General features: G+C 57.9%; 25 protein-coding genes and 1 pseudogene. 9 read left to right on the plus strand and 17 right to left on the minus strand.

The genetic code is table 11. The annotated features are described in order from the left end of the window. Positions 1 to 231, plus strand: a 231-nt coding sequence (locus ASC90_RS29705) for a transposase domain-containing protein (protein ID WP_244480338.1), incomplete at its 5' end; no start/stop codon positions are given. A gap of 382 nt (positions 232 to 613) precedes the next feature. On the opposite strand, the gene ASC90_RS07215 is transcribed toward ASC90_RS29705, so the two are convergent. The 4 genes from ASC90_RS07215 to ASC90_RS07230 form a co-directional block, all read right to left on the minus strand. Then, complete coding sequence (locus ASC90_RS07215; protein ID WP_056537527.1) at positions 614 to 4,195, minus strand: ATP-binding protein; 3,582 nt, start codon at positions 4,193 to 4,195, stop codon at positions 614 to 616. Positions 4,196 to 4,204: 9 nt separating this feature from the next. Then, the gene (locus tag ASC90_RS07220) at positions 4,205 to 5,413 is read right to left on the minus strand and encodes a trypsin-like peptidase domain-containing protein (protein ID WP_056537530.1); all 1,209 of its coding nucleotides are present in this window, start codon (positions 5,411 to 5,413) and stop codon (positions 4,205 to 4,207) included. Between the two features lie 149 nt (positions 5,414 to 5,562). Then, positions 5,563 to 5,916 carry a hypothetical protein gene (locus ASC90_RS07225; RefSeq protein WP_056537533.1) on the minus strand — a complete coding sequence of 118 codons (354 nt, stop codon included), beginning with the start codon at positions 5,914 to 5,916 and terminating at the stop codon, positions 5,563 to 5,565. A 15-nt stretch (positions 5,917 to 5,931) separates the two neighbouring features. Further along, positions 5,932 to 7,653, minus strand: a complete 1,722-nt coding sequence (locus tag ASC90_RS07230; RefSeq protein WP_200950862.1) for a restriction endonuclease — start codon at positions 7,651 to 7,653, stop codon at positions 5,932 to 5,934. Positions 7,654 to 7,909: 256 nt separating this feature from the next. On the opposite strand from ASC90_RS07230, the gene ASC90_RS07235 reads away from it, so the two are divergent. The 4 genes from ASC90_RS07235 to ASC90_RS30240 all read left to right on the plus strand — a co-directional run bounded on the left by ASC90_RS07235 (position 7,910) and on the right by ASC90_RS30240 (position 11,317). Beyond that, a complete protein-coding gene (locus ASC90_RS07235; protein WP_056537536.1) occupies positions 7,910 to 8,815 on the plus strand; it encodes a hypothetical protein in 906 nt (301 codons plus the stop codon). 230 nt (positions 8,816 to 9,045) lie between these two features. Beyond that, a complete protein-coding gene (locus ASC90_RS07240; RefSeq protein WP_056537539.1) occupies positions 9,046 to 10,149 on the plus strand; it encodes a hypothetical protein in 1,104 nt (367 codons plus the stop codon). A 212-nt stretch (positions 10,150 to 10,361) separates the two neighbouring features. Further along, positions 10,362 to 10,928, plus strand: coding sequence for a site-specific DNA-methyltransferase (locus ASC90_RS29710; protein WP_244480339.1), 567 nt, complete (start codon positions 10,362 to 10,364; stop codon positions 10,926 to 10,928). After that, entirely contained in the window at positions 10,925 to 11,317 is a 393-nt protein-coding gene (locus tag ASC90_RS30240) for a site-specific DNA-methyltransferase (protein ID WP_280138314.1), read from the plus strand. The genes ASC90_RS29710 and ASC90_RS30240 overlap by 4 nt, the downstream gene beginning before the upstream one ends. Here the strand turns inward: ASC90_RS30240 and ASC90_RS07250 are convergent. From ASC90_RS07250 to ASC90_RS07270, 5 genes are all read right to left on the minus strand, one after another. After that, positions 11,224 to 11,988, minus strand: a complete 765-nt coding sequence (locus tag ASC90_RS07250) for a metallophosphoesterase (RefSeq protein ID WP_056537542.1) — start codon at positions 11,986 to 11,988, stop codon at positions 11,224 to 11,226. The two genes, ASC90_RS30240 and ASC90_RS07250, sit on opposite strands and share 94 nt — an antisense overlap. 89 nt (positions 11,989 to 12,077) lie before the next feature. After that, a complete protein-coding gene (locus tag ASC90_RS07255) occupies positions 12,078 to 13,061 on the minus strand; it encodes a hypothetical protein (protein ID WP_056537545.1) in 984 nt (327 codons plus the stop codon). Positions 13,062 to 13,111: 50 nt separating this feature from the next. Next, on the minus strand, positions 13,112 to 13,882 hold the full coding sequence (locus tag ASC90_RS07260; RefSeq protein ID WP_056537548.1) for a metallophosphoesterase: 771 nt from the start codon (positions 13,880 to 13,882) through the stop codon (positions 13,112 to 13,114). Further along, positions 13,882 to 15,816 (minus strand): AAA family ATPase, encoded by a 1,935-nt coding sequence (locus ASC90_RS07265; protein WP_056537551.1) that lies wholly within the window; start codon positions 15,814 to 15,816, stop codon positions 13,882 to 13,884. The genes ASC90_RS07260 and ASC90_RS07265 overlap by 1 nt, the downstream gene beginning before the upstream one ends. A gap of 115 nt (positions 15,817 to 15,931) precedes the next feature. Then, on the minus strand, positions 15,932 to 16,246 hold the full coding sequence (locus ASC90_RS07270) for a DUF6634 family protein (protein ID WP_056537554.1): 315 nt from the start codon (positions 16,244 to 16,246) through the stop codon (positions 15,932 to 15,934). 160 nt (positions 16,247 to 16,406) lie between these two features. Here ASC90_RS07270 and ASC90_RS07275 point away from each other — a divergent pair, with 160 nt between their 5' ends. The 4 genes from ASC90_RS07275 to ASC90_RS07290 all read left to right on the plus strand — a co-directional run bounded on the left by ASC90_RS07275 (position 16,407) and on the right by ASC90_RS07290 (position 20,617). Then, the gene (locus ASC90_RS07275) at positions 16,407 to 16,688 is read left to right on the plus strand and encodes a helix-turn-helix transcriptional regulator (protein WP_056537558.1); all 282 of its coding nucleotides are present in this window, start codon (positions 16,407 to 16,409) and stop codon (positions 16,686 to 16,688) included. A 445-nt stretch (positions 16,689 to 17,133) separates the two neighbouring features. Then, positions 17,134 to 17,928, plus strand: coding sequence for a potassium channel family protein (locus tag ASC90_RS07280; protein WP_056537561.1), 795 nt, complete (start codon positions 17,134 to 17,136; stop codon positions 17,926 to 17,928). Positions 17,929 to 18,027: 99 nt separating this feature from the next. After that, positions 18,028 to 18,249, plus strand: a complete 222-nt coding sequence (locus tag ASC90_RS07285; RefSeq protein WP_056537564.1) for a hypothetical protein — start codon at positions 18,028 to 18,030, stop codon at positions 18,247 to 18,249. A 154-nt stretch (positions 18,250 to 18,403) separates the two neighbouring features. Next, positions 18,404 to 20,617, plus strand: coding sequence for an adenylate/guanylate cyclase domain-containing protein (locus tag ASC90_RS07290; protein ID WP_056537567.1), 2,214 nt, complete (start codon positions 18,404 to 18,406; stop codon positions 20,615 to 20,617). Positions 20,618 to 20,621: 4 nt separating this feature from the next. Here the strand turns inward: ASC90_RS07290 and ASC90_RS07295 are convergent, their stop codons facing one another. From ASC90_RS07295 to ASC90_RS29265, 8 genes and pseudogenes are all read right to left on the minus strand, one after another. Beyond that, positions 20,622 to 21,134, minus strand: a complete 513-nt coding sequence (locus ASC90_RS07295; protein ID WP_056537571.1) for a YHS domain-containing (seleno)protein — start codon at positions 21,132 to 21,134, stop codon at positions 20,622 to 20,624. 35 nt (positions 21,135 to 21,169) lie between these two features. Beyond that, positions 21,170 to 21,760 carry an ankyrin repeat domain-containing protein gene (locus tag ASC90_RS07300; RefSeq protein ID WP_056537574.1) on the minus strand — a complete coding sequence of 197 codons (591 nt, stop codon included), beginning with the start codon at positions 21,758 to 21,760 and terminating at the stop codon, positions 21,170 to 21,172. A 321-nt stretch (positions 21,761 to 22,081) separates the two neighbouring features. Next, on the minus strand, positions 22,082 to 22,393 hold the full coding sequence (locus tag ASC90_RS07305; protein WP_056537577.1) for a hypothetical protein: 312 nt from the start codon (positions 22,391 to 22,393) through the stop codon (positions 22,082 to 22,084). 105 nt (positions 22,394 to 22,498) lie between these two features. Next, the gene (locus ASC90_RS07310; protein WP_056537580.1) at positions 22,499 to 22,843 is read right to left on the minus strand and encodes a response regulator; all 345 of its coding nucleotides are present in this window, start codon (positions 22,841 to 22,843) and stop codon (positions 22,499 to 22,501) included. Then, on the minus strand, positions 22,843 to 24,348 hold the full coding sequence (locus tag ASC90_RS07315; RefSeq protein WP_056537583.1) for an HWE histidine kinase domain-containing protein: 1,506 nt from the start codon (positions 24,346 to 24,348) through the stop codon (positions 22,843 to 22,845). The genes ASC90_RS07310 and ASC90_RS07315 overlap by 1 nt, the downstream gene beginning before the upstream one ends. Before the next feature lie 233 nt (positions 24,349 to 24,581). Then, positions 24,582 to 24,704, minus strand: a pseudogene (locus ASC90_RS28700) (regulator); the annotation flags it as partial. 170 nt (positions 24,705 to 24,874) lie between these two features. After that, positions 24,875 to 25,255, minus strand: a complete 381-nt coding sequence (locus ASC90_RS07325; protein WP_244480340.1) for a GFA family protein — start codon at positions 25,253 to 25,255, stop codon at positions 24,875 to 24,877. Between the two features lie 373 nt (positions 25,256 to 25,628). After that, a complete protein-coding gene (locus ASC90_RS29265) occupies positions 25,629 to 25,805 on the minus strand; it encodes a hypothetical protein (RefSeq protein ID WP_200950863.1) in 177 nt (58 codons plus the stop codon). Between the last annotated feature and the right edge of the window lie 187 nt (positions 25,806 to 25,992).

The raw sequence follows: 25,992 nt of genomic DNA on the forward strand, positions 1-25,992 counted from the left end.
CGTGACATCAGAGTTTTTGCGACCGGAAGAAAATCGTGGCTGTTCAGTGATACCGCCGACGGAGCCAGGGCCAGCGCCGTGATCTACAGCCTGATGCTRACTTGCCGCGCCTGCGGCGTCGATCCACTCACCTGGCTGCGCCACGTGCTCACTGAGTTGCCTCAGCGCGAAGAAGCCGACGACATCGGCAACCTKTTGCCGTTCAACTTCTCCAAACCCTCCGCCGACTGATAGAGCCGGATATCGCTTCGCAAAAACAGCCGTTTCGGAGATGCCGCCAACGTCAATGTGCATGGAAAATCGCGCTTACGAAGAACTCGCGCTTTTCTCTCGATGTCGACGATCAAGACCTTCCCGGCAATATCGAGACATGTGTCGACGAGCGGTTGCTGACCTCCATCCGCAATGACGGTGTTTCACTTGTCTTTTCGGAATTTGAAAAACTGACTTTTCACTTTGGTGCGTTGCTTCCAAATGGCGCTGTTTAGCCACAGCTACTTTTCCAACCTGAAGCCCATTAGAAACGCTATCAGGGCCCTAGTCTGCTTTCAGCATCACCCACGAGAAAGACTTCGGTGGATGGAATGCACGAGCCCACGCCAGAAACTGCAGCTCAGAGTAGCCTGTCGAGAGACTGGAAAACGCCCGCCTGCTTCCAGAGCTCGCGATTTCCGACCACATAAAGTGACTCCTTCGCCCTTGTTACTGCAACGTTCAACAAATTGGGCCTGCCCCCTGCCCACCCTCGCGCACCGCGATGGGCGGCTTCCGGCGCGCCTAGCACGAAGATAACTGCCTCCGCTTCTCTGCCCTGGACCGTGTGTACGGTGCCAATTCGCTCGCGAACCCAGCTATAAGGATCGTTGACCCAGCCTTCCAACATTCCGTCGCGCCGCAGCAGCTCGCGCAGCCGATCCTGAACCACGACGAACGGCGTCACGATGTAGAGATTGGGAACGGATCCCGATGCCCTCAAGCGCCTCAAGCAGTCGACGACGACATCTCCCTCAGCTTGGCACCACTTGTCTTGCCCCCGGCCTTGCACGTCGATCCAACGTGACGGCCCGAGGCAATCACGGATAGCGGATGTACCTTCTGGTTTCGCCTGAACCATGAGGTTCTCGTAGGCGATCGAATTTGAGATCGCGAACATCGGGTCGCTGCATCGGCGGTGTACAAGCAAAGGCACGCCCACTTCTCGCGCCCCATACTTTGTCTCGAATGTGCCGAAATATTCGGTGGCGCTGTCGGCAAGCGTTTGCGCGGACGCGGCCGGGGCATTGAATAGGGACGGATCGATTCCGAATCTAAGGCAGACGGCATCGGTTAGCCGATCGGGGAGCACAACAACCGGTTCGATCTGGATGGGATCGCCGACAACGACGGCTCGTTTGGTCCTCATAAGCGCGCCGACGGCGGCCTGTGGAAGGGCCTGCCCCGCCTCGTCAATGAGTAGCCACCCGAACTCCGCGGGACCGACTTTGCTGAACATCCGCGCGACCGAGGCAAAAGTCGTGGAAACCGCGGGAACGACTAGAAACAAGGTCGACCACAGATGCGGTATGAGCGCGTCCCGCTCCGGGCTTCCAAGCGACCGCGTTCCGAACCCGTCCATCAGTACGTTAAGATTGTGCCGTATTGGCTTTGATGCCGCGGCGGCAAAGGCCTTGTGAACGGCCATCGCGGCCTCGAAAAGGTCGCTTCGAAGTCGCGCCGTCTCCTCGTTAAGCCACGGTGACGCTTTTTGTCGTTCGGCATGCCCTCGGGCAAAAAAGTCTGAAGTCACAAATGTCCCGCCGAACTCGGCCTGGAGAGACCGAAGGTCTTCCCTGCCCTGATCCAAGGCGGCCCGCTTTGTGGCCACGGTCGTCTGGATATTCCCAAAGGTGGCTACGGCTCCCGAGTAGGCGTCCTTCTTCGCGCTCGCTTCCTGATCTGCGCGAGCCAGATACTCCCTGGAACTCGCGAGTTCGGCTTGCGCAATGTCATTCGTGGCCTGCCAACTTCGCGCCTCTGCGCTGTTGAAAACCCGGCTCAAAATCCCTGGGCGACGGTCCATCGCGTTCTTCAGACGTCGCGCCGCCGCCCCCGATTGCTCGGCGGCGGTCCCCAACGCGGACTTCGCCCGATCGCTTTCAGCCTCTGCCATCTGTAGCGCGACCAGACTTGCCTGCAGCGCGGTTGCCAAGGCTTCTATTTCTGTTTCCAACTTGGGAATTAGGGCCAGCAAATCGCTCGCTCTCTGGAGAGCGGCGAGCTTCACTTTCACGTCGGAACTGATTTTTCGAAACCGCGACCGAGCTGTTTTCCATCTCTTGACAGCCTCGTCATGGTCGGACGGTGGCCGCTCCTCGACGATGATTTTTGGAAGGCGCTGGGTTGTCGTGCCGTCTTCTGCCTTCTCGATTATAACTTGGGAATTCCCACTAGCCTGTTGGAAATAGCGATGCATTCCCAACTCCTCATCCCACCAGAACTTCTGGCGGAATTCGCTACGGTTACGGGCATTGCCCAACACCGCGGCAACCATGCCCCATGTGTCGCGCCCGAGGACATTGTCGGAAACGGATTTGAAATAGCCGGGCGTCGCCACCCCGTCGGCTACCGCCTCGACGCCGGGCAACTCCGCGCTGACGTTCTCGACGGCCTTGTTGTTTGACGACGAAACAACGATCTCATGTCCGCGCAGCGTCTCGCTGACACGGTAAAGGTGAACGAAGGCCTGCCCCTTCTTGATCCGCTGGCCGGAATTCTTGAACGCGTCTTCCGGATCATCGAAGCGGATCATTGCTTCCGCCCGCTTCGTAACGACGCTAGCGATCACATCACGCAGCAGCGTAGTCTTGCCAGTGCCCGGCGGACCGTTGACGGCAAGAATGCCCTCGTGCTCGAGGTCACGATGGGCGAGATTTACCGCACACTGCTGGAGCAAAGCCAACGGATGGCGTCCTGGCGCTGGCCACGAAGACATCGGAAAGAGCTTGGGTTGAAGCGCCTCTGCCAACGCCCCTTGGTCGAACATCAGGTTTTTACGATAGCGAGGCTTGGCGATCTGAAGATATCGCTCGAGCGCGTGCGGTGCATCGCCGGTGCCTACAAGAGCCCCGGCTGTTGCGAGATCACCGAGGAAAAACGAGTTCAGCAGCACCGCTTCAGGCGGGTCAGGAAATTTGTAGTACTGATATGAGCGCAAGACGATCGAAGGCGGCTTGGCGAACTCCGCGCCAAGACCTATCCGTTGCGTCAACCACTGATACCCGGAGGCCATGACTTCACGTGTCAGCGGAAGCGGGTTTCCATCCTTGTCTTCCCTCGAGAGCTTCGCCAGAAGGCCCTCAAGGAGACCGCGCTCGACCTCCGGCCATCTCTTCAAGTCCCCGAGCTTGCCCGAAAGAGCCACGGGGACACCCCACCCGAAGCTTGAGATAGCGATCGGATCAGCATCGACCAGCCTTCCTTCGCGATCGACCATGATCGTTGCCAACACGGCCGCTCCGGAAGCCGCGGGCCTCTCATCCCGAGTGTCGGTGTAGGCCGCGAGCAGCGCGCCGACAGCTTTTTCCATGTCAACCGTCCCAAGAATGACCTGGTAATAGAGCCGTTGATTGGGCCGGCTCTTTTCGCCGCCATTCTCCCAGGGAAGCGGTTTGTCAACGATGCTGGCAACTCTAACGCGCTCGCCACCCACCATATCCTCGGGCCGCCGGAAGGTCGGCGGCGACAATACCTCCATCGCCGTCCAAGCGGACAGGACGCTTTGGGGATCATTCGAAATCGGAATGTTGTCGCCGCGGTCAAACAGGGACGCCGCTGTCGCTACGACGTCGTTCTCGACCATATCCGCGTGCGCGCCCCCGGCCTCACCGGAGGTGAATGGGTCATCGATGCGATCCTCGCGCGTTGCTGGCGGGACGACAATTGGACTGGGATCATTTGATGGGGCAGCGTCAGGCACCGCTTCCGCGGATTCGGAACGCACCTTGGGTGGCTCGGGCTTTCTTGACGTCGTTGGTCTGCCCTTTGGCAGAGCACCGAGACTGGCCACGGCGCGAGCTTGAAGGGCTTTTGCTCGCTGGGTCTCGCGCTTCTTCAGCTCGGCAACCAGTGTGTTGAGGAACGTACGATCGTCGCGCTTCTCGTCGAATAGTCGTTCGAGTTCCGCGATGCTCGAATTGAAATACGGCCTCCTGTTCATAGCTAAAGTCTACTTCACACCCAATTCGACGCCCTTTGCAGCGCGCGGTTTCCCAAGTGCGTCCTTCAACCAGCATTCTGACTTCTTTGGAACGTATGAAAACGCCTTGCAGGAGTTGTCCCCAATGCATGCTGTGAAGCACTGCAGATAGTTGCTACCCCTCAGACGCTTGTAGTCTCCACCTGGCAGGTCCATCCCGGAATAGCTGGTGAAGTCAGACACTATGACGTCGGCCGCCTTGCTCGATGCATACGACGCGACGGCGTCACCGTTCCTGATCAAGGCGACGACATTGTTCTTGAGGAAGCAGACGCCGTATTTGGTGTTGTAGGTGATAGCCTTGCACTGACCGTCGCCTTCGCAGGTCACATGGCATTCCGAGAACGACACGTCTTTCACCGCGCGGTAGTCGAAACCGATCGCGTCATAGCCACGAGCGTCTATCAAGGAAGCAGTAATCGACGGTTGGGGCGAACTCGTGGGCATCTCCGCGGGTTTGACCGAGGCTTCGGCATCTGGCTTCCCGTAACAAAGAACCTGGAAGACCGAGGGAGTGATCTTGTCGGCCAAATCCGCCGTTGTCAGCGCCGGCTGTTCCTTGTCGACGTCGCCCGACTGGGCCGAGATGCCCTGGGACTGCAAAAAGAGGTCAGCGACCGATGCTCGAATGGCGAAATTCACGTTTTGAGCCGTGATCCCGATCGCATCAGCGGTTTGCTTAGAAAGGGTGGCACTGGTGATACCCATTAGAAATCCTGCCCGATCCACGACAGGGCCACCCGAATTACCCGGCTGGATCGGCGTCGAAATCTGGAGATACCTAGTGTCATTCCGTAGCCCAGCGAGCGCATTGACGTTGCCCGTCGTGACCTTCACGGAATCTGCGAGCAGTGTCGCAAGCGGATACCCGATGGCGACGAGGTCTTCGCCGAGCCGCGTCGGGGCGCGACGGAACACGATCGGTTTCAAAGGTTCCGGGCTTGCGATCTTCAGCAAGGCAAGATCGTTGGTCTCGTCAACACGAGGATCGGAGGCATCCCCTTTTCCTTTGACTTCAATCCTCTGGCACCCCTCGACCACATGGGCATTGGTCATAAGCCACCCATCGGGCGTCACGGCAAAACCCGTGCCCGAAGACGTGGGGCTCTCTGCGAGGCAATTGAAACCGAAGGATGCCGAGAAAACGGCGGCGAGAAGGACGCGAGACGCTGCTGACATTGGATTTTCCCCAGATGCCAGACAGTAAAACCCTTACGCAAAACTGCGCAACCCAGTATTGAAACTAGCGTTAAATTCCGACGGTTATTCAAAACGTGCAATGACGGGATCACGCCATTGGTCGCCCGCCGGCACCCGTCATCTCTAAGCTATCGTCGGCTCTTTCCACGTCGTCGATCCAAATCCTCGATCGCCGTTGCAATCCGAGGATCATCCAGTGGTCGCAGGTCGGCGAAAGCCGCCCAGTCAGGCGGGCTGACCGATCTCCAGGTCTTGTAGGTGCCAGGCGCTGGAACAGCAGCGAGCACGTCTTTGGGCGCGCCGTCGTGACCGTAGACGTCCATCAGCATCGACGGATTTCCGAAGTAGGGAGGCGCGGCGGTGAACGCCCCTGCCCCGACCACCCGTGCTACGGTGTTTCCCCAAGTCGTGCGCCGAATCCAAAAACCCGGGCCGCCAGCCTCCTTGTACATCTCGAACACGTTCGAAGGACCGTCAGCCACAACGATCGCCCTCTCCTAGTTGAACTCTCGGAGGTTCAGGTCCTTGCGGGCTTCGCGCAAATCGATCTTCGCCTGGATGCCATGCTTCGCAAGAAGATGAAGCAGGTTTGCTCCGGAAATGAGAGTAATCGGCTTGCCCGAGGCGAACTTGTGAGCGTCCGGGCCATAATCGGCCGTCGTTACGAGAAGCCCCTTCGAGGCACCTTCATTCAGGACGGTCCCGTAGAGATCGCGGACCGCTGAAACGCCGACGGTTCGCGTGTAGCGTTTGGCCTGGATCACGATTTTGCCACCGCTGATCGGATCGGGATCGAAAGCGATCGCATCCACGCCGCCATCGTTGCTCGCCTGCGTGACGCGAACCTCGCCTCCCCGCGATGCAAATTCCTTTTCGAAAAGTTCGCGAACCAGGTGCTCGAAATCCTCCCAGCTCATGGAAGCCAGGTTTGTTTCGTTGCTGACCGCATCGACCGTCGCTCGGCCCTCCACGAAGCGCCTGTCGTTTCGATCCATCTGCATTACCGGAGGGATGGGTGCGAGCGCCGACAATGTGGAAGCTGAGACGCCCTTCAGGCTCTTGAAGCAGCTCTTGGGATCGACGCGTGAGAGATCGATAGCCATGAATTCGCCTCTACCCACGAGCACGGACATGATGCAAGCGCGGACGTCCTTCCCTGTGCTGCGGTCGACATATGTCGAGAAGCCGTTGAATAGTACGCGCTCGATGTTTCCGAATTCGTCGGCTTCGAGGAGTTCGTGGATCGTACGTAGACATATCTGGTAGCAGGCGGAATCGAAATTTGCCTTCTGCTCCTTCTCGGTGATGCAGGTTTCCTTCATCTCCCCTGTTGCCTGAATGAAGCGGACTGCTTTGAGCCGCGGCATGTTATCCGGCGACGGCAGTTCGTACTCCACCATCAACGTCTTGTCGGCAGTCAGGTAGTCTATGGAAAACGACTGCTCGAAAAGGTCGCCGTAATCCGAATTGTCGAGGACCAGGGACGCATGCTCGATAACGGCTTGCTGATCGCCGGCTGGCACTGCCTTGGAAAGAGCGTCCACCTTGGCGTTCGCGAATGCCTGATTGTCGATGAAGTCCTGCTTGAGTTGGGCCTGCTGCCGCTCGAAAACACGCTTTCTGTCACCCCACTCGATCAACCGACGATCAACGCTCTCTTGGTCAGCGATATCCTTGGCCTTCCATTCCGCGTGAGTTCGCTCGAAAGCCTCGTAGGCGTCAGCGAGGATGATCTTCTTACGCCCGAAAAGCCCTTGGAAAAATCCGATCCGAGGAGGCTGGAAGACCGGCTCGTCGTAGCGCATCCGATCAGGCTTGTTCTCCGTGAACCATTTCGTCTGCTTCCATTCCGAGAAATCCTTGAGGCTTTCCCAGTTGACGCGGTCGTCCACACGAAGGGTATGGGCCAAGATCGTCGACAACGCATCGATCTTGAGCCCCGCGTCGATAGTGGCTTGGTCCGCGGCGTCCTTGCCTGCGAGTAAAGCGGACTTTCTCAGGTGTTCTGCGTAACGCTTGTCCCAGTCGGACATCAACGCGTCGACCTTGCTCTGGAGCATGAAGAGCTCCGCCGCGCTGACCTCCTTGTGGAGATCAAGGACCTTGTGCCTGAAGTCGATGGAATACCGAAGGATACGTTGTCCGTTGGCGCTGTATTTGGCACGGAGCTCGCCCCCCGCGATAGTCTTTAGGTTCGTAGAAGAATAATTGATTGTCACGTCCGCCTCCAGCCTCACTCGCAAACTGCTACACCTGAGATTGCGGCGCAAGCGTCGTCCAGCGGCAATTTTTGGTATCGGCCGAACTAGCGACAGATTTCTACAGATGGAAAAGGCAAGGCAAATTCGTCGGCAAACTTTCGTGAGAAGAGTGGCCACCTCACGCGCGTCCAGCGGAGAGACAAACAGTTACGGCAATGACTTGATCAAGGCGGCTTCCAATGCTCAAAAGCTTCGAGCACGCCGGGGGAAATTCATGCACCGCTATATCTTTCTCGCTCTCATGGGCTGGGCGCTCCCGACTTCGGCCGCCGATGTCGTTCGACAGCCGGGTCAAAACGGGATCGACATCGTTTCCGTTCGGGGAACCTTCAACGAAGGCGACGACGCGCTATTCAGGAAGTTGGCTGCGACCATCGACCGGGCCTTGGTCGTCTTGGATAGCGGCGGCGGCAATCTTCGAGCTGGCCTCGAAATCGGCAGAGCTATCAGACTCCGTGGCTTCGCGACGGCAGTCCCGCCGACCACGCTCTGCGCTTCCGCCTGTGCTCTCGCCTGGCTTGCGGGATCACCCCGTCTCCTCGACCCGACATCCAAGCTCGGGTTCCATGCGGCCTACCGAATTGTGGACGGCAAGGCCTCCGAGTCCGGATCGGCGAATGCGGTCGTCGGGGCTTACCTCAATCAGCTCGGGATGAGCGAGAAAGCCGTCATCTACGTAACGTCCGCTCCACCCGAAGGCATTGAATGGCTGACTTCGGACACGGCTGATCAAGTCGGCATATCGTTCGAAGCCAATAATGCACAAGCGCCCGCCATCCAGCAGCAATCGACGCCGGAACCGCACGACCCGATGTCGGCTGTCGCGACATTCTACTCCTCACTAGCAAGCGCCGACGGCGAAGCGGCGGCCTCACTCGTTGTCCCCGAGAAACGCGGAAAAGGCCCGTTCAACGAAGCCTCGATCCATGCGTTCTTTGGTTCGATGTCGGCTCCGCTGAAGTTGACGGGGACTACGCTACGCGGCGACAATCAGGTCCGAGTCTCCTACACCTACGAGACCGACAAGGGCCGCCGATGCCAAGGACGCGCAGACGTCGAAACGGTCTATCTCTACGGCCGCACGCTGATTTCGCGTATCAAGGCCTTGGACGGCTGCTGAGGAACGCGCCGGCGCGCTTTCCATGGCGGATAGAACTTTGCCAAGTCTAAGAGGGTCGCTCTGCGCGATCAGCAAAATCGCCCGTAGCGATTTTCACCCCTTGCAGCCAGTCGAAATCCACGGAACACTTTATCCAGAAGCCGCTCGCGGCAATCACCCGATCAATCACGATCCGAATGGCCAGTAGCACTGGCCAGAACGGTATCGCATGCTCAACTGGATATCAATTCATGGCCGATTACGACCTATACCGCCTCTCGCGCTACAGCAAACCGGACTTCAAATTGGAGGAACGCAAAAACACCAACCCCGATCCTGCTCGCCGCGCTTTTATTGCACCCAACCTATCCGCTCGCCCGGTCTTCGTGGGACCGGATGCGGCGATCGAAATCCAAGGCGACGCTGTCCGGGGGTATATCAACGGTGATCCATCCGCGGCCGGAGGCCAGCTGGCTCAGCTGATCGACCGCTATAGGGAGCGGATCGTTGGCGCGGCCTCGACCTATATCGATAACAGCGCGTTGAAGATCGTGATTGCCGGCACATGGCATCACATCGACTTCAGTTCGGCCCCGAGGTTCGAGGGCTGTTTGACACACATCGTCGCAAACGACGGCTCGGTGACAACGAAGCTGTATGACGAGCGCGTGTTCGAATGGGACGAGACGCCCTACCGAGCTGGTCATGGCTTCATCACCTCGACGTTTGGCGAACTGGCCGATTTCGCCGAAGACCTGCACGAGATCGCCGATTATAAAGTCTGCCAAGCGCGGGGGCGATACATTGGCACTAGCGGCCTCCCCGCTGTAGGCGGAATGATATGGGTCACCGATGATGATACGCAGACCCCGGTCCTCTATTCTGCAGCGACGTGCACCTCCGAGGTCGAGTTCGAGGCTGACTATGAAGAAGAGGAGTATCTCGCCGGCCAGCCGATCATCGGCGACGGCACACTGGCGACAGCCGTCGCCTCGAAGCTGAATGACCTCGAGACCGAACTAGGCTGGTTCCGAGGACAGGACGTAGACAGGTCCTCCCACCGACCGCGGAAACTCAAACTTCGGGAAGCTCCGGAGGCGATCGAGGCGATCGGCTATTGGGTTCAGGTCCGCTCCGGCGAAGACGAACCCAGGTCCGAATTTCGCCTGTTTGGCGGCGTTTCGGAGTGGAAGCACGAGGTGCTGGAAAAGACCGCCGACGCCGATGCGGACGAATACCTCGGCAACCTTTATGCGAGCGACTGGATTTACGACCCCACACACCAGGAGCCGGATCGCGAAGTACGTCTTCTGGCATTGGGGCCGCTTCCCGCTCTTTCCTCTCAGCCTCTCTAAAGCCGACAACCGCGGAGACCCTCGCCGTCCGCCTTCGGCGGCGGCGAGGCTATCCCCTACCGGGAAGACCGCATCTCGCTGTCCTACGCCACCGCCCCAAACTATTTTGCGAAATCCCTTCCGAAGGCCTTGAGCGTCGCAAAAATTCAGATGACCATGGATCTATCAACTCGTTGGGACGAGCGTCCCAACTCAAGGAAAATCAGATATCCATGCATTTCCAACCTGTTCGCGGGAACGCGGAGGCTATCGGTCTGTGCGAAATCCACACGGCCGACTGTGTCGAAGTACTGCCCGAGATTCCGGATGGATCGATCGACCTTATCGTCACGAGTCCGCCCTACAATGTCGGCAAACCCTATGAACCGCGCTCGGCGCTAGACACCTACGTCGACTTTCAGGCGACGGTCATCAACGAATGCTTTCGCGTCCTCAGCGCGAACGGTTCGATCTGTTGGCAAGTGGGAAACTGGGTCGATGCCGCTGAAATCATACCGCTCGACAGCATCTTCATTCCCATCTTCCGCCGCCTCGGCATGAAAATCAGAAGCAGGATAGTCTGGACGTTTGGTCACGGGCTGCATTGCACAAAACGGTTTTCCGGACGACACGAAACCGTTATTTGGGCCACCAAGTCCGACGACTACCACTTCGATTTGGACAGCATTCGCGTTCCGCAGAAATATCCCAACAAGCGCCATTTCAAGGGCCCCAAGAAAGGTGAACTCAGCGGAAACCCGCTTGGGAAGAACCCGACGTGTGGGACATTTCCAATGTGAAGAACCGGCATCCCGAAAAAACAAGCCATCCTTGTCAGTTCCCGGAAGACCTCGTCGAGCGCCTTGTCATTGGTATGTCCAAGCCAGGTCAGACGGTTCTCGATCCATTCGCGGGATCGGGGACTGTCGGCGCGGTGTGCAATCGGCTTGAACGGAGATCGGTTCTCATCGAGCGTGCCCCGGAATACGTCTATATCATTCGCAATCGGCTCGGCGGAGCAAACCCGCAAACTCGCACGCAGGTAAACGAGGAAATCACTCTGGATCCGTCTATCAACGATGTGTTCTCGGTCGATCAAACATCGACGGTAAATCCGGGATCGAACCCCGTCCCCTCGCCTGGATATCCTCGGGCGTTCGAGACTATCCTCGTCGAGCCGACCTTGTAGTCGCTTCGACGGTGAATGTGCCCGTGCACCCACAATGTCGGTGCCGTCTCGCAAATGAGGTCTTCTAAATCTGACGCATAGCAGGCCGAAAGCGGATCGTGCCGAAACCAGTCGGCGACGGAACGTGGCGAAGGCGCGTGGTGCGTTACGACGACAGTCTTTTGACCAGCGCGTCTCCGGAGTTCTGCCGCGATGAAATCCCTCGTTTCGGCGTGCTTGCGATAGGCGTCAATCGGCTTGAACTTCTGAAACGGCACCTTCGACAATTTGATCTTCTTGTAGTCGTTCATCCCGCTTCGCGCATACGACATCGCGACTTCAGGATCGCGGCCGAACAGCCGAAAATCGGACCATAAGGTCCCACCGACGAAGACCACGCCTCCGATCTCCACCGTGTTGTTTTCGAGAAAATGAAAGCTTTGAAAGCCGGCCGCCCGCTCGAGCTCGCGCAAACTTTCGTTGATGGACGAACTGTAGAACTCGTGGTTGCCCGCCACGAACACGACCGGAATTCTCCGAGCGACGTTCTCGGTGAACCACTTTATGCTGGGGGTAATACCTCGCGTCAGAACATCGCCCGCGCACACCACCACGTCAACGTCCTTCGGCGGATCGGCTTTAAACGGAACACCGAATTCAAGATGCAGGTCGGAAAACACCCAAATTTTCATTCTGTCACCATGGGATCACGCGTGTGAAGCAGGCGACGCACGAGCCGGCTGCCTGAGTTCTGGCCACTACCGCAAGGAACGGACGTCCTTCAGTCCCTGACGTCACATCCGAGCTCCTGAGGAATGACAATTCTGCCAAATTCCATGCTCATCTGGATCGAAAGAGGTTCTAGCTCGAGAAACAGCGCGCGTCTGCTTTCCTCCGCGGAAAGCCATCCGTCTCCCAGCCGCCATCGTTTTGCGAACAGTTCAGACAACAAGCGGCGACTTCGGTCTTGCAGGAACACCAAGGCTTCATGTCTCGTCGCATTGGGGTGTACGTTCCGCCTTGCGAAGCCCACCAGCCCAGCGGCCTCATTTGCGGGCATCGCCGCGATGTCCCTGATTTTCGCCGCGATATCCTCGGGAACGCTCGATATCGCAGCATCGAGCGCCTCGATGAAACGCTCGTCCTCCGCGAAATTCATTCCGGCCTCGAAAGGGTTATCGCGCCATAGGATCGTTTCAGCGGCAGCTGTCCAACTACGATACGAAATCAGTCCCAGACTCTGGAAGGCCGGAAACGCCTCCGCCCCCAGGTGGGCCGGAGGGCATCCGTATCCAGCCCGTATGTTGGCTTTTGGACGCCGTACCGATCTTTTCTTGCCTGTTCTCCCACGTCGCCGATATCTCAGCAGTCCGGACTGGCCCGCCGCCCAGACCACAGCCGTGGCTATGTCGTCCCATCGCGGAAGTGTCGCTGGCAATGTGGGATCGGAGAGCGGCCTCGCACCGCCGTCTATAACGGTGGCCTGACCCAGCATCGCCATAGCTTGGCAAGCGACCTCGTAAGCAGCGATAAAGAGATGTTCCCAGTCGCCGTTCGGGGCGCGCGGTAGCGTGAACCGGAAGAACTCAATCACGGAAACCGCCCAGTCGGTCGAAGTCCTGGGATGCCTTTCGGTCTGCTTGACAACAACGATCCGGCGACCTAGCGGCTGAAACCCGATCTCGTCGAGTGCCTCCCCCAGAGAACCCGGCAAGGCAGTCTGTATTTTCTCGCCTTCCGATGAAGACCGCGAGCGTTTTGCCATGATATCCGCCCTTCCCTACAACGATGCGGTGGAGCCAGGTTTCCCACGGGTCAGACTTCGGTGACGAAACCTCGGTCGAATTGCCGATAGCACTCCTCCCCGGGATACCCTCTCGGATTGGCAATCACTCGCGTGTCGTTGACGGTGTAATCGACGAAATGGTGGACGTGCCCATGTATCCAGAGAGCCGGGCCGCCCGGAGCCATCAAGTCATCGAGGTTCGATGCGAACGCGGTCGTCGGCAGATCGGTCCGATATTTTTCCTCGACCGACAACATGCTCGGAGCATGATGTGTCACGAAGACAACTTTTTGATCTCGATAGTTCGCGAGGACACCTTCCAGAAAACGTCGGCTTTCCTGGTGGATTTTCAGCGAATGTATAGGCTTGAATCGCTGCGACGGTTCATCACCGAAGGCGATCAGCCGGAAATCGTTCATCGCTTCGGCGGCATTTTGCATCCCCTTTTGCGACCACTCCGGTCCAAACAGGTCGAAATCCGTCCAGAGCGTTGCGCCGGCGAAAACAACCCCGTCGATCTCCACGCAGCCGTTCTCGAGATAGTAGAGCTCTCCCCTTGCATCGTAGCGGGTCGCGGCAATGTGACCCTGCACGATCTCGCCGTGATAGAACTCGTGGTTGCCGGCGACGAAAACGACCGGCATGTGGGCGGTGATGCGGTCGTCGAGCCAACGGAGGCTCGGAACGACACCCCGAGTGAAAACATCGCCAGCGACGACGCAGACGTCGGCCTCTGGAATATCGAGTTTGGCAAGCTCGCTCATGTCGAGGTGGAGATCGGACAGAATCCATAGCTTCATCAGTTTACCCTCTCCAGTCGTGGTTGCCGCGCACTTGTGTCGTCGCGGTTTTCTTCTGCGAATTCCGTCGCGGCGGCGACCACGTAGGCTGCCGACTTCAGGAACTCCGAGACCTCCGTCCCGGTCATCGTTTTTCGAACGGTGAGCTCGGCCGCGAGCGCCTCGATCGCCGACCTATTTTCAGCGACGATCCTTCGCGTTTCACGCATCCGGGATGCAAGCAATCGGTCCACGCGCGCCCATAAGTGTGGGCTTCTCAGTCGTAGCCTTGAAAGCTCGTCGTAATCGAAGCGGCTGTGCTCGACGACAAGCGTCTCACCGAAACCGAGGACGCCCTCGACGAGGGTGGCCAGATATGTTGCCTTGTTAATATCCGCATCTGGATGGCCGGACGCGCCATCGCCGTGCTCGCCCAAGAGCTCGATCTCTGCAGCCACTCCTGCCAAAGCGACACATATGTCCCCGTGATAGGATCGGGCGGTGCGGCGGGGGCCGGCGTTTTCAAGGCGGACGGTTCCCAAGTCGAAGCCTTGACCTGAGTCCAATCGATAGCGGTCCGCGATCCTGATGCTTTCGATAGTCCGGCCGAAAGCAAGGGCAACGATTGCATGCCCGACCTCGTGAATTGAAAGTATTGCCAGTCGGTCTGGAGGGACGACCTGCGTCTCCGGCAGACATGCGAGCACATCGTCGGCAACAACTGCCCGGTTCAAGCCTCGTGCGCGACGGCGGGTTTCCCGTGCCAGCTGCTCGAGCTCCGCGCCGGACATCCCTCCCGTCTCGTCTGTCAATCGCGTCTCTTGCGAACTCGGGATGACCGCCGGGATGTACTGTCGCAAGATGGCAAGCCGGGCCGTTGCGTCCGGAAGAGTAAGTGCGATGTGCCGATCAAACCTCCCTGGTCGAAGGACCGCGGGGTCTATCATTTCGGGATGGTTCGTGGTGCCGATGACGATAACACCTGATCTCTGGGCCGCTCCGTCCAGGCACTCGAGGAAGCCGTTCACGACCTGGCGGGTATAGGTGCGCGAGTGAGTATCCCCGATCGTGCGCGACTCGAAGCTGTCGAGCTCATCGACGAGCAAGATAGCCGGTGCGGCGGCCTTCGCCATTTCGAAGGCTTCGCGCATCGCGGCAAGCATTTCCCCTTGATGCCCTGCGCTTTGCCATCGTGCGTAGGAGCCGTGGATCAGCGGCACGCCACAAGTGGTCGCAAGAGCCTCGGCGAACCTCGTCTTCCCGACACCGGATGGACCGGACAGCAACAGTCCTGGCTCGACGTCCGTCCACGCGATCTCCCCACGTCGATAGCGAGCGAGGTCGCGGGCTAATTCAAGACCCCAAAGCTTGGCCTGCCCGTAACCATGGAGTTCCTCCAGACGGATCGACTTCGTTCTCCTTGCCGCGGCTTGTCGCTTCTCATCCATTTCCGTCAACAGTCGCAGCGACCGCTCGACCGGCCGCCCGCTCCGAAACGCCACCAAGAAATCGTCGAGCGGTTGTTTGGCGATGAATTGTGCGTCTCTAAACGAGACCTTGGTCGCAAACGCTTGGTAGATCGCGGCCTTCACCACGCGTGGGTCAAGCTCGTCGATGACGTGGTACACGTCGGCGAATTCTCGAATTTGATAGGGGACCTGCTTCTCGTCCCTGAATATCAGTACGAGCGCTTTGGGCTCTTGAGCACGGGCCAACAGGGCTCGTTGCTTTTTCGGTTCCGTGATCTGCTCCACGACCGCATTGCGTCCGCCAGGGAAATTCCCGGTTCTCGAGTCACCGTGCAGGAAGACTTCGCAAGCCGCCTCGATAGCGTCCGCCAATCCTTCAATTGCGACAACGATGGTAGCCAGGAACTTGGCATCCGCCTGATCGCTGAACGGTCTGAGAAGTCGGTTGACGATGCAGAGCGCCAAAGCGTGCTTTAATGTCGGCAAGCGTTCAACTCCTTTGAAACACGGCAATGCATCCCGAGACGCATCGGTTGCTGAGAGGTAATCCAACGATCGAAATTAAGGACCCCGCACCGAAAGGCGGCCGGGCAAAGGATCGCTATATTTGCGGATTGGAAGGTGTGCCGAGGCGATACCATCGCGAGATTGTTCGAGCGATCCCGCGTTCGGGATCGAAGTAGAAAAGCTCAGACGAAATCGACGCGTGGCCGTCGATGATTTTGGGATGGCCAAATGCGTTTCCCAAAAGACACGGCACTTCCCGCCTGCTGACTTTGTATTTGTCGATCATGACTGGAATGCTCGAAGGCTGCGGAAAGTTAGGTGCCGACAGATCGATTACCAGAGACTCCAGCTTCTCGAGCAACGCCCGACGATCGTCGCCGAGGTAGATACCGTTCTGGGTCGCCCTCATGTGTGTCTCCGTAATCCAGCATCTGAAGCTATTAAGAATCGGCAGTCGATCCCGACCTGTCGATGCCTTTGATTACATCTTTATTAACGTATTTCAAGTCATTTAAAACGTATTTTACGTCTTTTTTGACTTGCCTCGCGATAACCCGTTTTTGCAGGTAATGACGACTTTGTTGACAGGCGATCTGATACGGGCCGCGCGAGCGCTCATTGGGATGAGTCAAGTGGATCTCGCCAAGAAGGCGGGTATCACCCAGAAGGCGTTGAGCGATTTCGAATTAGGAAAACAGCAGATCACGGCAAGAGCAAACGAGAAGCTCCGCCGGGTTTTCGATGAACAGAAAATTCAGTTTATTGCGGCGAACGTCGAATCCAGCCACCTCGAAGGGGCCGGCGTCCGGTGGAAACCGTCGCAGCCGAATTCCGGGATCAAGACTCTATAGTACGCGAGCGCGCAATCCGGCTGACTGATCGCCGATCGAGGCCATCGCGCATGGAACAACGGTATCCGCGTCACTACGTTGCCTTACCGGACGAGTTTTTCAGGCTGCGAGGCCCCAGGTCAAAGATGGCCCAGATCCGCCTGAGCGAGGAGTAACTTTTAGGAGTAAGAAAGGCTAAGAGGCTGATTTCGCTTCCTTCTAGGAAAGGTTTTTTTCCTCCTTCGGCGCGACGAGCGGTTGCTCGTGACTATAACTGGCCGAACAGCAGCAGCAGCCGGCGGATTTCTCGCTGCTGCTGCAACAAACTGGCCAGCGTGGTTCTGAACTCAAACAACTAGGCAGAGGCCGTGACCGTTGGCCGTCCGCTGTTGGCGAATCGTCGGTTTTCGCGCAGCCGCGCTGGCCCTGCCCTTGATGAGCGACGCGAGCGATCTAACTCGACTGCATGGATATTCTCGGAACAAGCGACGGTGCAGGTGTAAAAGGCCTGCGGCACGGGTTACAACAACTGGAAAGGGCCGAGAGCAGACGCAGCTTCTTGCTCCAAGCATTGTTTGCGATCGTTGACGTTGCCATCCTCGCCTTCTTCGTTCTTGGTCCATACCTGCGCTCGGGGCCGTCCTATTTGATCATCGACTATGCGATCGCGCTCTGGATTGCCGTGGAGATGGTAGGGCGCGCGATTGCGGCACCGTCATTCCGCCGCTGGATGGTGCGCCCGATGACGTTGATCGATCTGGTCGTGCTCGGGACGCTGCTGTTCCCCAACGCGTTGTTCAACTTCGCCTTCCTACGGGTGATGAGGCTGTGGGCGATCGGCCGCAGTCCCCTGTTGACAGAGGGGCTTCGACGCATGAGTTGCACACAGCATCTCGACGTTGTCCGGGCCGTGCTCAACTTCCTCGTCTTCCTCTTTCTGATAACCGGGTTCGTCTACACAGCTTTCTTCTACGGCCGGAATGGCAGCGAAGGCTTCGTCGACGCTCTGTATTTTACCGTGGCGACCGTGACGACGACTGGGTTCGGCGATATCACGCTTCCCGGAACACTGGGAAAGCTGACATCCGTCGTGACAATGATCGTCGGAATCTCGCTGTTCGTGCGGCTCGCACAGACAGTGGTTCGCCCGCACAAAGTGACCTTCCCCTGCCACCGCTGCGGCCTGCAGCGCCATGACGCCGACGCGGTCCATTGCAAAGCCTGCGGGGAAATTCTGAACATCCCCGACGAGGGGTCGTAAAGAGGCCGCTGGAGAATTGCCCCGCCTCTGTCTCGATATCCAGCCGAAGCCCAGCCCACGTATTCCGGCAATCTGCGCGCCGAAAGGACGCCGCTTTCCGTGCACGACTATTTTGCCAAATCGCAAACCTGCGTTGCTGATCGACGAGGCATGACCAACGCCAAGGTCGTTGTTGGTTTTCCGACGACCCCGGCAGGTGAACTGCGATCCATCGCCCGGCCAAGGCCCTTTAATGCGGCGCTCGGCTCGAGGCTGACGCACGTTCCATCCGGCTGGTCGATTTGCATCGATCTTTTAATGTTTGAACACGATCCCGAATGAGAGCATCATTCTCCATCGCCACGGGTGATGGCGATGAAAACTCTCGATATTTCCGGGGAGCTTAAGGCGACCGAATGTCTCGAAGTCGCCATCGTATTTTCGACATCCGGTCATTTTTTAGAAACGTCACCGGTAGAGTTTGCGTGGGGAAGGCATGGAGCGCCGTCTTGCAGCCATTCTGATCGCTGACGTCGCTGGCTATAGCCGCCTGAGCCAGATCGACGAGGAGGCAACTCGTCGCGCGTTCCAGGTTGATATGGACGAGGTCATCCGGCCAAAGATCGCTGATCACCACGGGCGTTTGGTCAAGACCATGGGTGACGGTGTGCTCGTGGAATTTCACAGCGTGGTGAACGCCCTTCAGTGTGCAACGGAAATACAGCGCGAGAAGGCTGCCCGCAAACCATCCGCTCCCCCCAACGGTCGACTTGAGTTCCGCATCGGCGTCAATCTCGGCGACGTCATCGTTGAAGACGACGACATCAACGGCGATGGTGTCAATATCGCCCATCGCATACAGACGCTGGCGCAGCCGGGCGGCATTGCGATTTCGGGCACTACCTATGACCAAGTGAAATCGAAACTGAACGTGGGCTACGTCTCGCTCGGCAAACAGAAGGTGCGAAGCATCGCCGAGCCCATACGCGTCTACCGCGTCGTTATCGATCCGGCCGTCGCCCGATCGAGCTCACGCCGGTTTAAGATTTCATCTCGCAAGGTCGCGGCCATTGCCGCCATCCTGTTGATTTTCATAGGGTCGGCGATCGCCTACCGATGGCGCGTCTGGGACTTTGCTCAGACACAGAAAGCCGTTGAGCGCTTTGCCTATCCCCTTCCCGAGAAGCCGTCGGTGGCGGTCCTGCCGTTCATCAACGTCAGTGGAGACTCGGAACAGGATCATCTGGCTGAAGGGTTGACCGACGACCTTATCACTGAACTATCCAAAGTTTCTGGCCTCTTTGTCATTGCCAGACACACTGTCTTCGCCATGAAAAACGGTGCGGCCAAAATACAGGACGTAGCCGCTGAATTGGGCGTGCACTATGTGCTCGAAGGCACTCTGCAGCGGGCTGGGCCAAGATTGCGCATCAACGTCAAGCTCATCGATGCGCTGACGGGGCTTTCCATGTGGGCCGAGCGTTATGACCGCCAGTTTGCGGATCTGTTCGCTGTTCAGGACGATGTGACTGGAAAGATCATCTCCGCGCTCGAGGTGGAACTCAGCGACGGTGAACGCAGCCAGATCGAGCGGATACCCAGCGACAATCTTGAAGCCTACGACTACTACATGAGGGCCGAACACGAGGGGCTGATTTACGGCGATGTCGATACCTATCGCCGAACGCTGTCGTATTACCAGAAGGCGATCGACCTCGATCCGAACTTTGCCGATGCGCATGCGGGTATCGCGCGCGTCGCAGTCGACGTCTGGCGCAACGACTACAACTTCCTTTGGTCGGCGGCAGTTGCCCGCAAAATCGCGTATGACGCCGCCGGGCAAGCGCTCAAGCTGGATCCGGACAATGCGCGTGCCCACACCGTCCTTGCCCTTCTTCAACTTGTCGATGGCCGGGACGCGGAAGCACGCGAATCGGCGAAGCGCGCGGTGGAAGTGCAACCGAACAGTGCGGAGGCCGCCGGCAATCTAGCATTGATTCTCGCCCAAACGGGAGATCATGAGAATGCGATTAGCGAGATAGAAAGGGCGTTGCGGCTCGACCCGTCGCCGTCGCCGAGCTTTCGGTTGCTCGCAGGCATTGTGTTCTACACGGCGCAGGACAACGAGCGGGCCATCCCCCTGATACAGGTGGCCAGTGACGCGCTTCCGAACGCCGAGGCCGCGCAGGAATACCTTACGGCAGCCTATAGCTTCCAAGGCGATAGCGTTCGTGCAGGGCAAGCGAAGGCAAGGCTATTGGCGCAATTCCCGGAAAGCAACCTGACGTATTATGGCTATCTCTACGATTACTGGCGCAAGGTTGACCTGGAGCGCCATCTGACAGGATTGAGATCGGCAGGCGTTCCCGAGTGGCCGTTCGGCTTCGTGGGCGAGAAGGCCGATCAGATTGTCGGCGACGCCCTGCGCGATCTCATCAATGACAAGAGCTGGGTGGGAAAGCACAAGAACGGGACCGCCTTCGTCCAGTTCTTTGACCAGGCGGGAAACACCGCCTACCGGAGCGCAAACACGAACATCACCGGGACCGTCGAAGTGCAGGGAGACAGCCTGTGCGAGAGGTTTGGCGGGTACTTCCTAGATCGGATGGTCTGCGGACGCGTCTACAAGAACCGGGACACAGACTATCCCGATTCCCAATATGTCCACGTTACCCCGCAGGCGCTGAAGTTCTTCTCCCCTGCCCCCTGACGGCCTACTCGGCCGGCACGTGCTGCCAATCCTTGTGCACTTTATCGGAGATCAGCGTGCTCTGAACCTCCGACCAGTGCTTCTGCGAATCAACGACCTTGGTCGGCTTCTTCTCAAAACCATCAGCAGCGCCGGGATCATAGCTGAGATAGAGCTTCCCATCGATGATCCGCCAGGCTTGGGGATCGATATTGGTCGTGACCGTTCCGAACGAAACGCCATCGGCACAATAGCCACCATACTGAGGGGCATACTTACCGGGATCGGCAATAAAGAGGTCGCGGTTTTTTGCGCTGGTGAAATGCCACTCCGCACCCAGCCACCGGTGTGTGAATGTTGGCGATCCCTCGATAGCCTTGCTATCGGTGAAATACGCCACGGGATCATAGCCCTTTATCGCGACGTCCCCGAAATATCCGGTATTCACGGTTTCCTCAGCTGATCCCTGCGGAGCGACCGCGAAAGCAGCGACGGCGATGATACAGGCACCAAGCCCTGCCCTCGTTTTGTAAAACATGATCTCCTACCTTTCCTGCCAGACGGCGGGCAGCCTTACTTCCGTTTGGTGCATTCGCCGTATAGCCAGTCGCCAACCAGGGCGGCTTCCTGACAAACAGCGCCCGCTTTCAGCATCAATTCCGCAGCATCCCAGTGAGAGCGCCAGCCGGCTTGTGTCAGCGGCGTGTAGCCATTGCGCTCCTTTGCTTCGATATCCGCCTTGTTTGCCAGCAGGAAGGCGACTACGTCGGCGTGGCCTTCCTCGGCCGCGGCGTGCAACGGCGACATATGGTAAAAATTCTTGTCGTCGTTCACGAGCGCCCCTTTCGCGACCAGCATCTCGACAATATCGAGATGACCGCCGTAGGCAGCTGCATGCAACGCGGTCAGTCCGCCCTTGTTCCGAAGGTTGATATCTCCACCGTCCTCAAGCAGAAGCAGAACGACATCCTTGTGGCCTGCAAGAGCCGCGATGATCAACGCCGGTTCACCAGCATCATTTAGCTCGCCGATATTGGCATGCGACGCAACAGCCTGCTTTGCACCCTCAACGTCTCCGCTTTTGGCCGCATCATGCAGTGGCCCCGCCGCAGCGGCGGAGATTCCGAATACAAGTCCGAGAAAAACTGTGCTGGCAATTCTCATCGCATGCCCCGGCGCATCTCAGCGGCCATATCAGCGCGAAACTATATTTAAGTTATCACGAATATTCTCACTTCATCAAGAAGAAGTGGAGCCGCCATCCACGTTTAACGGGAAAAGGGCAGCGGGACAGCATCCGGCAGCGTGTAAATTGGCAATTCAACGTCAAAGCCGGTGAAGCGGGATCGCAGCTACCGGCCTGGCGCCGGATACCTCCCTACCAAACGTGAACCAACTGATAGGTTCCGGCTGGTTGTGTACAAACACAAGAGCGGCAAACCGTTGCGGGTATCGGATCCCCGCAACCGAGCCTGCCTGCTGGCTTCACCTCCCCAGCCAACGGTATTCCTCGATGGAGGCACGGCCAGTCTTCTTGTCATAGAGGCACATGAGGTTGACGTTGTTGACTTTCGCCTTCCCTTTTCCGAGGGACCCCCGCAACAGTACCGCAATCTTGCCGGTCGCATCATCGAACACGATCGGTGCCGAGGCCTCGGGAGTGTCCATTCCAGACTGACCAATGCAGGTACCGTTCACTTTGGCGAAGAGCGCATCCCACGACTTGCCGCTGGAGGCCTCGACACTGACAGCTGACGCCAATACCAGCGATGTCGCGAAGGCAAATTTCCTGATCATAAGAATTCCTGTGTTTGTATGAAATGAATCACCGCTTTTATGCGCCGTCCGGTTTTGGTGTGGCAGAAGGGCCGAAAGATGGCGGGATGGAGGTGGCTTCGATCACTAGCGTCGCAGGTCTCGCAACGCCCTGGCCAATTGATCCGGCGAGAACGGCTTTTGCAAAATTGGGCTGTCACGGTAGCGATCAACTAGCCCTGCAACGCCGTAACCGCTGGCAAACAGAAAGGGGATTCCGCGCTCGCTGAGGCGATCGGCGACGGGAAATGATTGCTTGCCGGCCAGGTTGATGTCCAAGATCGCGAAATCGAAATCTTCGCGTTCGACAGTGCTCAATGCCGTCTCGAGACGCATTGCCGGGCCGACGACGACGTGGCCAAGATCGCTGATCGCGTCTTCGATGAGCATCGCTACAAGCATTTCGTCTTCGACCACGAGTATACGGGCCATCACGCGCCGTCTACTTTCGGCCGATCACTGATCGCCTCCAGAGAAGTTGAAAGAGTGAACACCGCACCGGTTGGCGGGTATTCGATATTGGCCGTTCCCTGAAGCTCCCGAGGGAGCACCTCCAGGATCAGCCGAGACCCAAAACCCCTGCGATCTTTCGCCGCGACGGTTGGCCCCCCCTCTTCGGCCCATCGAAGCGTGAAGACGCCGTCAGGCTCGATCGACCAGCGAACATCCACAATTCCCGTCGGACTTGAGAGAGCGCCATATTTGGCTGCATTGGTCGCAAGCTCGTGCATCGCGAGAGCAACCGACAGAGCGGCGTGCGGGCCAACGCGAAGCTTCGGCCCCATGATCTGGATCGCCTTTCGACCAGCATGCTGGAATGCGTCGAGGGAGTTCTCCACCATGGTGCGAAGGTCTGCTCCATCCCAATTTTCGTTGGTGAGCACATTGTGTGCGCGAGAGAGTGCCAGGATTCGGTCGGTGATGGCAGCCGAGGCTTCTTCCTTGGTTTGAACGCCTCGCAAAGTCTGGCTGACAATCGACTGGATCGACGCAAGCGTGTTCTTCACACGATGATTGAGTTCGTTGACCAGAAGCTTTTGGTGGTTCTCCGCCCTCACCCGCTCGGTCACATCCGATCCCTGAACGAAGATATGCGTGACGATTCCCCGCTCGTCGCGGATGGGTTGATAGACGAAATCGACAAACCGCTCTTCCATCGAGCCGTCTTCGGCCCTCTTTAGTAACAGGCGCTCGGACATCTTCTTCACCGGCTCTCCCGACTGGAAGACCCGGTCCAGCAACGCCACATAACCTTGGTTGGCAACTTCAGGAAGAGCCTTCGCGATAGGCAGACCAACGACACTGCGGTTTCCGATCAGCTTGCTGTACTCAGGGTTCACCAGTTCGAAACGATGATCGGCACCGCTGAGCATCGCCATGAATGTGGGAGCCTGCTCGAACAGATTTTGCAGGCGCTGGGATTCCTCTCTGTTCCTCTGCTCCGCCAGCACGCGCTCGGTGGTTTCGACAACGATGGCGATGACGCCGACCGGCTTCCCGCTCTCGTCCAGAACCGGCGAATAGTCGAGATCCATCCACACCCGCTCCGGAACGCCTTTTCTTGAAAGGGTCAGTTCCTGATCACGATACGCGAGCGTTCCGCCTGCCAGGCCGACTTTCATCACGTTGCTATTGAAGTCGGCAATCTCGGGCCATCCCTCGAGCACCCTGGAACCAAAAAGCGCGGGATGGCGGCGGCCAGCGAACGCCGAATATGCATCGTTGTAGATCATCACTCCGTCTTCACCCCAAAGCATGACGATCGGTACGGGGGAGTGAAGCAATATTGCGGTTGAGGTCTTCAGTGAAGGCGACCAGGTTTCGACGCATCCCAAAGGCGTTGCCGACCAGTCGTAATCACGGATCAGACCCGCAACTTCTCCGTGATGGCCCAAAAACCTGAAGGGATCGGCTCCGTCGGAGATGTCATGAATCATGGAAACCTTGATGAATGATGCAGAACTTCGCCGGATATATCGCAGGTAAGCATGTCTGCAAGGCTCTCCGGCACAGGATTTTGCCAACTGGTCGCAATTTCGGCGTCGACAGGATTTTCGCGCACCGTCGCGCCATGAAACGGCATGTCGAAAACGTGCGCCGGTTCAATCGTCCACCTCCGACAGGTCGTTGCGGAACTGGATTTTCGAAAGTGGCATTGCCGCTGTAAGGACCAAGCGGTGACGAGGCCATCAAGGTCCATGGAAATTATCGCGTAGTCTATCGCGCTTTGGACGATTGCCTCCAGGAAACGCTCTCGGGAGGAAATCTTGTCAGTCGCAAGTTCGATTTTCATTTCAGTTCTTATCGGAAGCTCGTCGCTCCCGAGCCAAGTTGGCACGCTCACGATGCCGACGTGGGGCTACGCTTCAGTACCCGTCGATGTCGCAGTCACAATCCCGCGAAACCTGCGCAAAATCCGGCGACATGAGACGCTTGTCTTTGTGGCGTCCGGTCCCCTGCTTTTTATGGCGTCCGGTCCTCTTCGAATTGTTCCGCGCCTTCGATGGGGTGCAGCCAGGTCTCCCGGCGCTTAATCCAAAGTTCGTAGGTCGGTGAGAGCGGCGTCGGCGCTTCGGTAAGGGTGCCAAGCTTGATCTCGGCTTCCTTGTCATCCACGGAAAACATACGCGAGCCACACTCCGGACAGAAACGACGGCCGGAATGCTCCTTGGTATCTCCGTTGGTTTCAAACTTCTCGACCGGCCACATTGCGAAATAGGTGAAGGCCGATCCGCTTTCCTGCCTGCAATCCGTGCAGTGGCAAATGCCGATCCGCGTTGGTTTCCCGCGGACTGCTATCTGGACACGGCCACAGCGACACGATCCGGTCAACAGCATGCTCATAATGCGAAACCTTTCCTGATATCGAAAGCTAGCGTTTCCAGGCGATTTGCTTTAGGCGGTTGGCCGGTTTACCAAAACCCGCGACAAGCCGATACGAGTGTCAGGCGCACGCGGCTGCCGACTTAATTGCTCGTTTCATCGGGTTCTCCAGCATCGACCTAGGCTTCACCTAGGGCGTATTTCCTCCATTCCAATGCGTCCTCGCCTGCGCGATGCATGGAATGGGATTGATACCGCACGGATCGAGGAAGGTCTCGTCCCTCTCGGTCTCGACGAACACTGTGCTTGCGGCAACGGGACTCGTGAAGCGCCATCATCCGGTAAGGACGCCCACACGATCCAAAGGACTACCTAGACCGAACGATCGGTGCTGCTAACGGCCGTTCGTCGTGTCGGCGGATACCGGATTTGGGTTTACCTGGTTATCTTCGGCCACGTCCTCGGCGACAGCCGTCAGATCGAGATTGCCCCAGATTGATTTAGGTTGGCTTCGATCGGGGCGACGGGATGTCTTGATTTCGACAATGAACGGCTTCGATTGAGCGCGCATAGAATTCCTATTGAAAAGCGTTGAACGAATCCATCAACGTCGAGAGCCTATGAAGCGTTCCATGTCCGCGCAAGGGCGTCCGACAAACTGAATCCAGCTTCACACAGGCCATGCACGCGGAACAGGCGTGCCGTCGTGGCGTTATCGTCACTAACGTCCTGACTGCGATGTACTGATTTCCGCGAAA

It is taken from the genome of Rhizobium sp. Root1220 (assembly GCF_001426265.1).
Classification (GTDB): domain Bacteria; phylum Pseudomonadota; class Alphaproteobacteria; order Rhizobiales; family Rhizobiaceae; genus Rhizobium.

Coding starts and splice junctions, on each gene's coding strand:
- ASC90_RS07215 (WP_056537527.1), bottom strand. CDS start 4,195: ATGAACAGGAGGCCGTATTTCAATTCGAGCATCGCGGAACTCGAACGA.
- ASC90_RS07220 (WP_056537530.1), bottom strand. CDS start 5,413: ATGTCAGCAGCGTCTCGCGTCCTTCTCGCCGCCGTTTTCTCGGCATCC.
- ASC90_RS07235 (WP_056537536.1), top strand. CDS start 7,910: ATGCACCGCTATATCTTTCTCGCTCTCATGGGCTGGGCGCTCCCGACT.
- ASC90_RS07240 (WP_056537539.1), top strand. CDS start 9,046: ATGGCCGATTACGACCTATACCGCCTCTCGCGCTACAGCAAACCGGAC.
- ASC90_RS29710 (WP_244480339.1), top strand. CDS start 10,362: ATGCATTTCCAACCTGTTCGCGGGAACGCGGAGGCTATCGGTCTGTGC.
- ASC90_RS07250 (WP_056537542.1), bottom strand. CDS start 11,988: ATGAAAATTTGGGTGTTTTCCGACCTGCATCTTGAATTCGGTGTTCCG.
- ASC90_RS07255 (WP_056537545.1), bottom strand. CDS start 13,061: ATGGCAAAACGCTCGCGGTCTTCATCGGAAGGCGAGAAAATACAGACT.
- ASC90_RS07260 (WP_056537548.1), bottom strand. CDS start 13,882: ATGAAGCTATGGATTCTGTCCGATCTCCACCTCGACATGAGCGAGCTT.
- ASC90_RS07270 (WP_056537554.1), bottom strand. CDS start 16,246: ATGAGGGCGACCCAGAACGGTATCTACCTCGGCGACGATCGTCGGGCG.
- ASC90_RS07275 (WP_056537558.1), top strand. CDS start 16,407: ATGACGACTTTGTTGACAGGCGATCTGATACGGGCCGCGCGAGCGCTC.
- ASC90_RS07280 (WP_056537561.1), top strand. CDS start 17,134: ATGGATATTCTCGGAACAAGCGACGGTGCAGGTGTAAAAGGCCTGCGG.
- ASC90_RS07290 (WP_056537567.1), top strand. CDS start 18,404: ATGGAGCGCCGTCTTGCAGCCATTCTGATCGCTGACGTCGCTGGCTAT.
- ASC90_RS07295 (WP_056537571.1), bottom strand. CDS start 21,134: ATGTTTTACAAAACGAGGGCAGGGCTTGGTGCCTGTATCATCGCCGTC.
- ASC90_RS07300 (WP_056537574.1), bottom strand. CDS start 21,760: ATGAGAATTGCCAGCACAGTTTTTCTCGGACTTGTATTCGGAATCTCC.
- ASC90_RS07305 (WP_056537577.1), bottom strand. CDS start 22,393: ATGATCAGGAAATTTGCCTTCGCGACATCGCTGGTATTGGCGTCAGCT.
- ASC90_RS07310 (WP_056537580.1), bottom strand. CDS start 22,843: ATGGCCCGTATACTCGTGGTCGAAGACGAAATGCTTGTAGCGATGCTC.
- ASC90_RS07315 (WP_056537583.1), bottom strand. CDS start 24,348: ATGATTCATGACATCTCCGACGGAGCCGATCCCTTCAGGTTTTTGGGC.
- ASC90_RS07325 (WP_244480340.1), bottom strand. CDS start 25,255: ATGAGCATGCTGTTGACCGGATCGTGTCGCTGTGGCCGTGTCCAGATA.
- ASC90_RS29265 (WP_200950863.1), bottom strand. CDS start 25,805: ATGCGCGCTCAATCGAAGCCGTTCATTGTCGAAATCAAGACATCCCGT.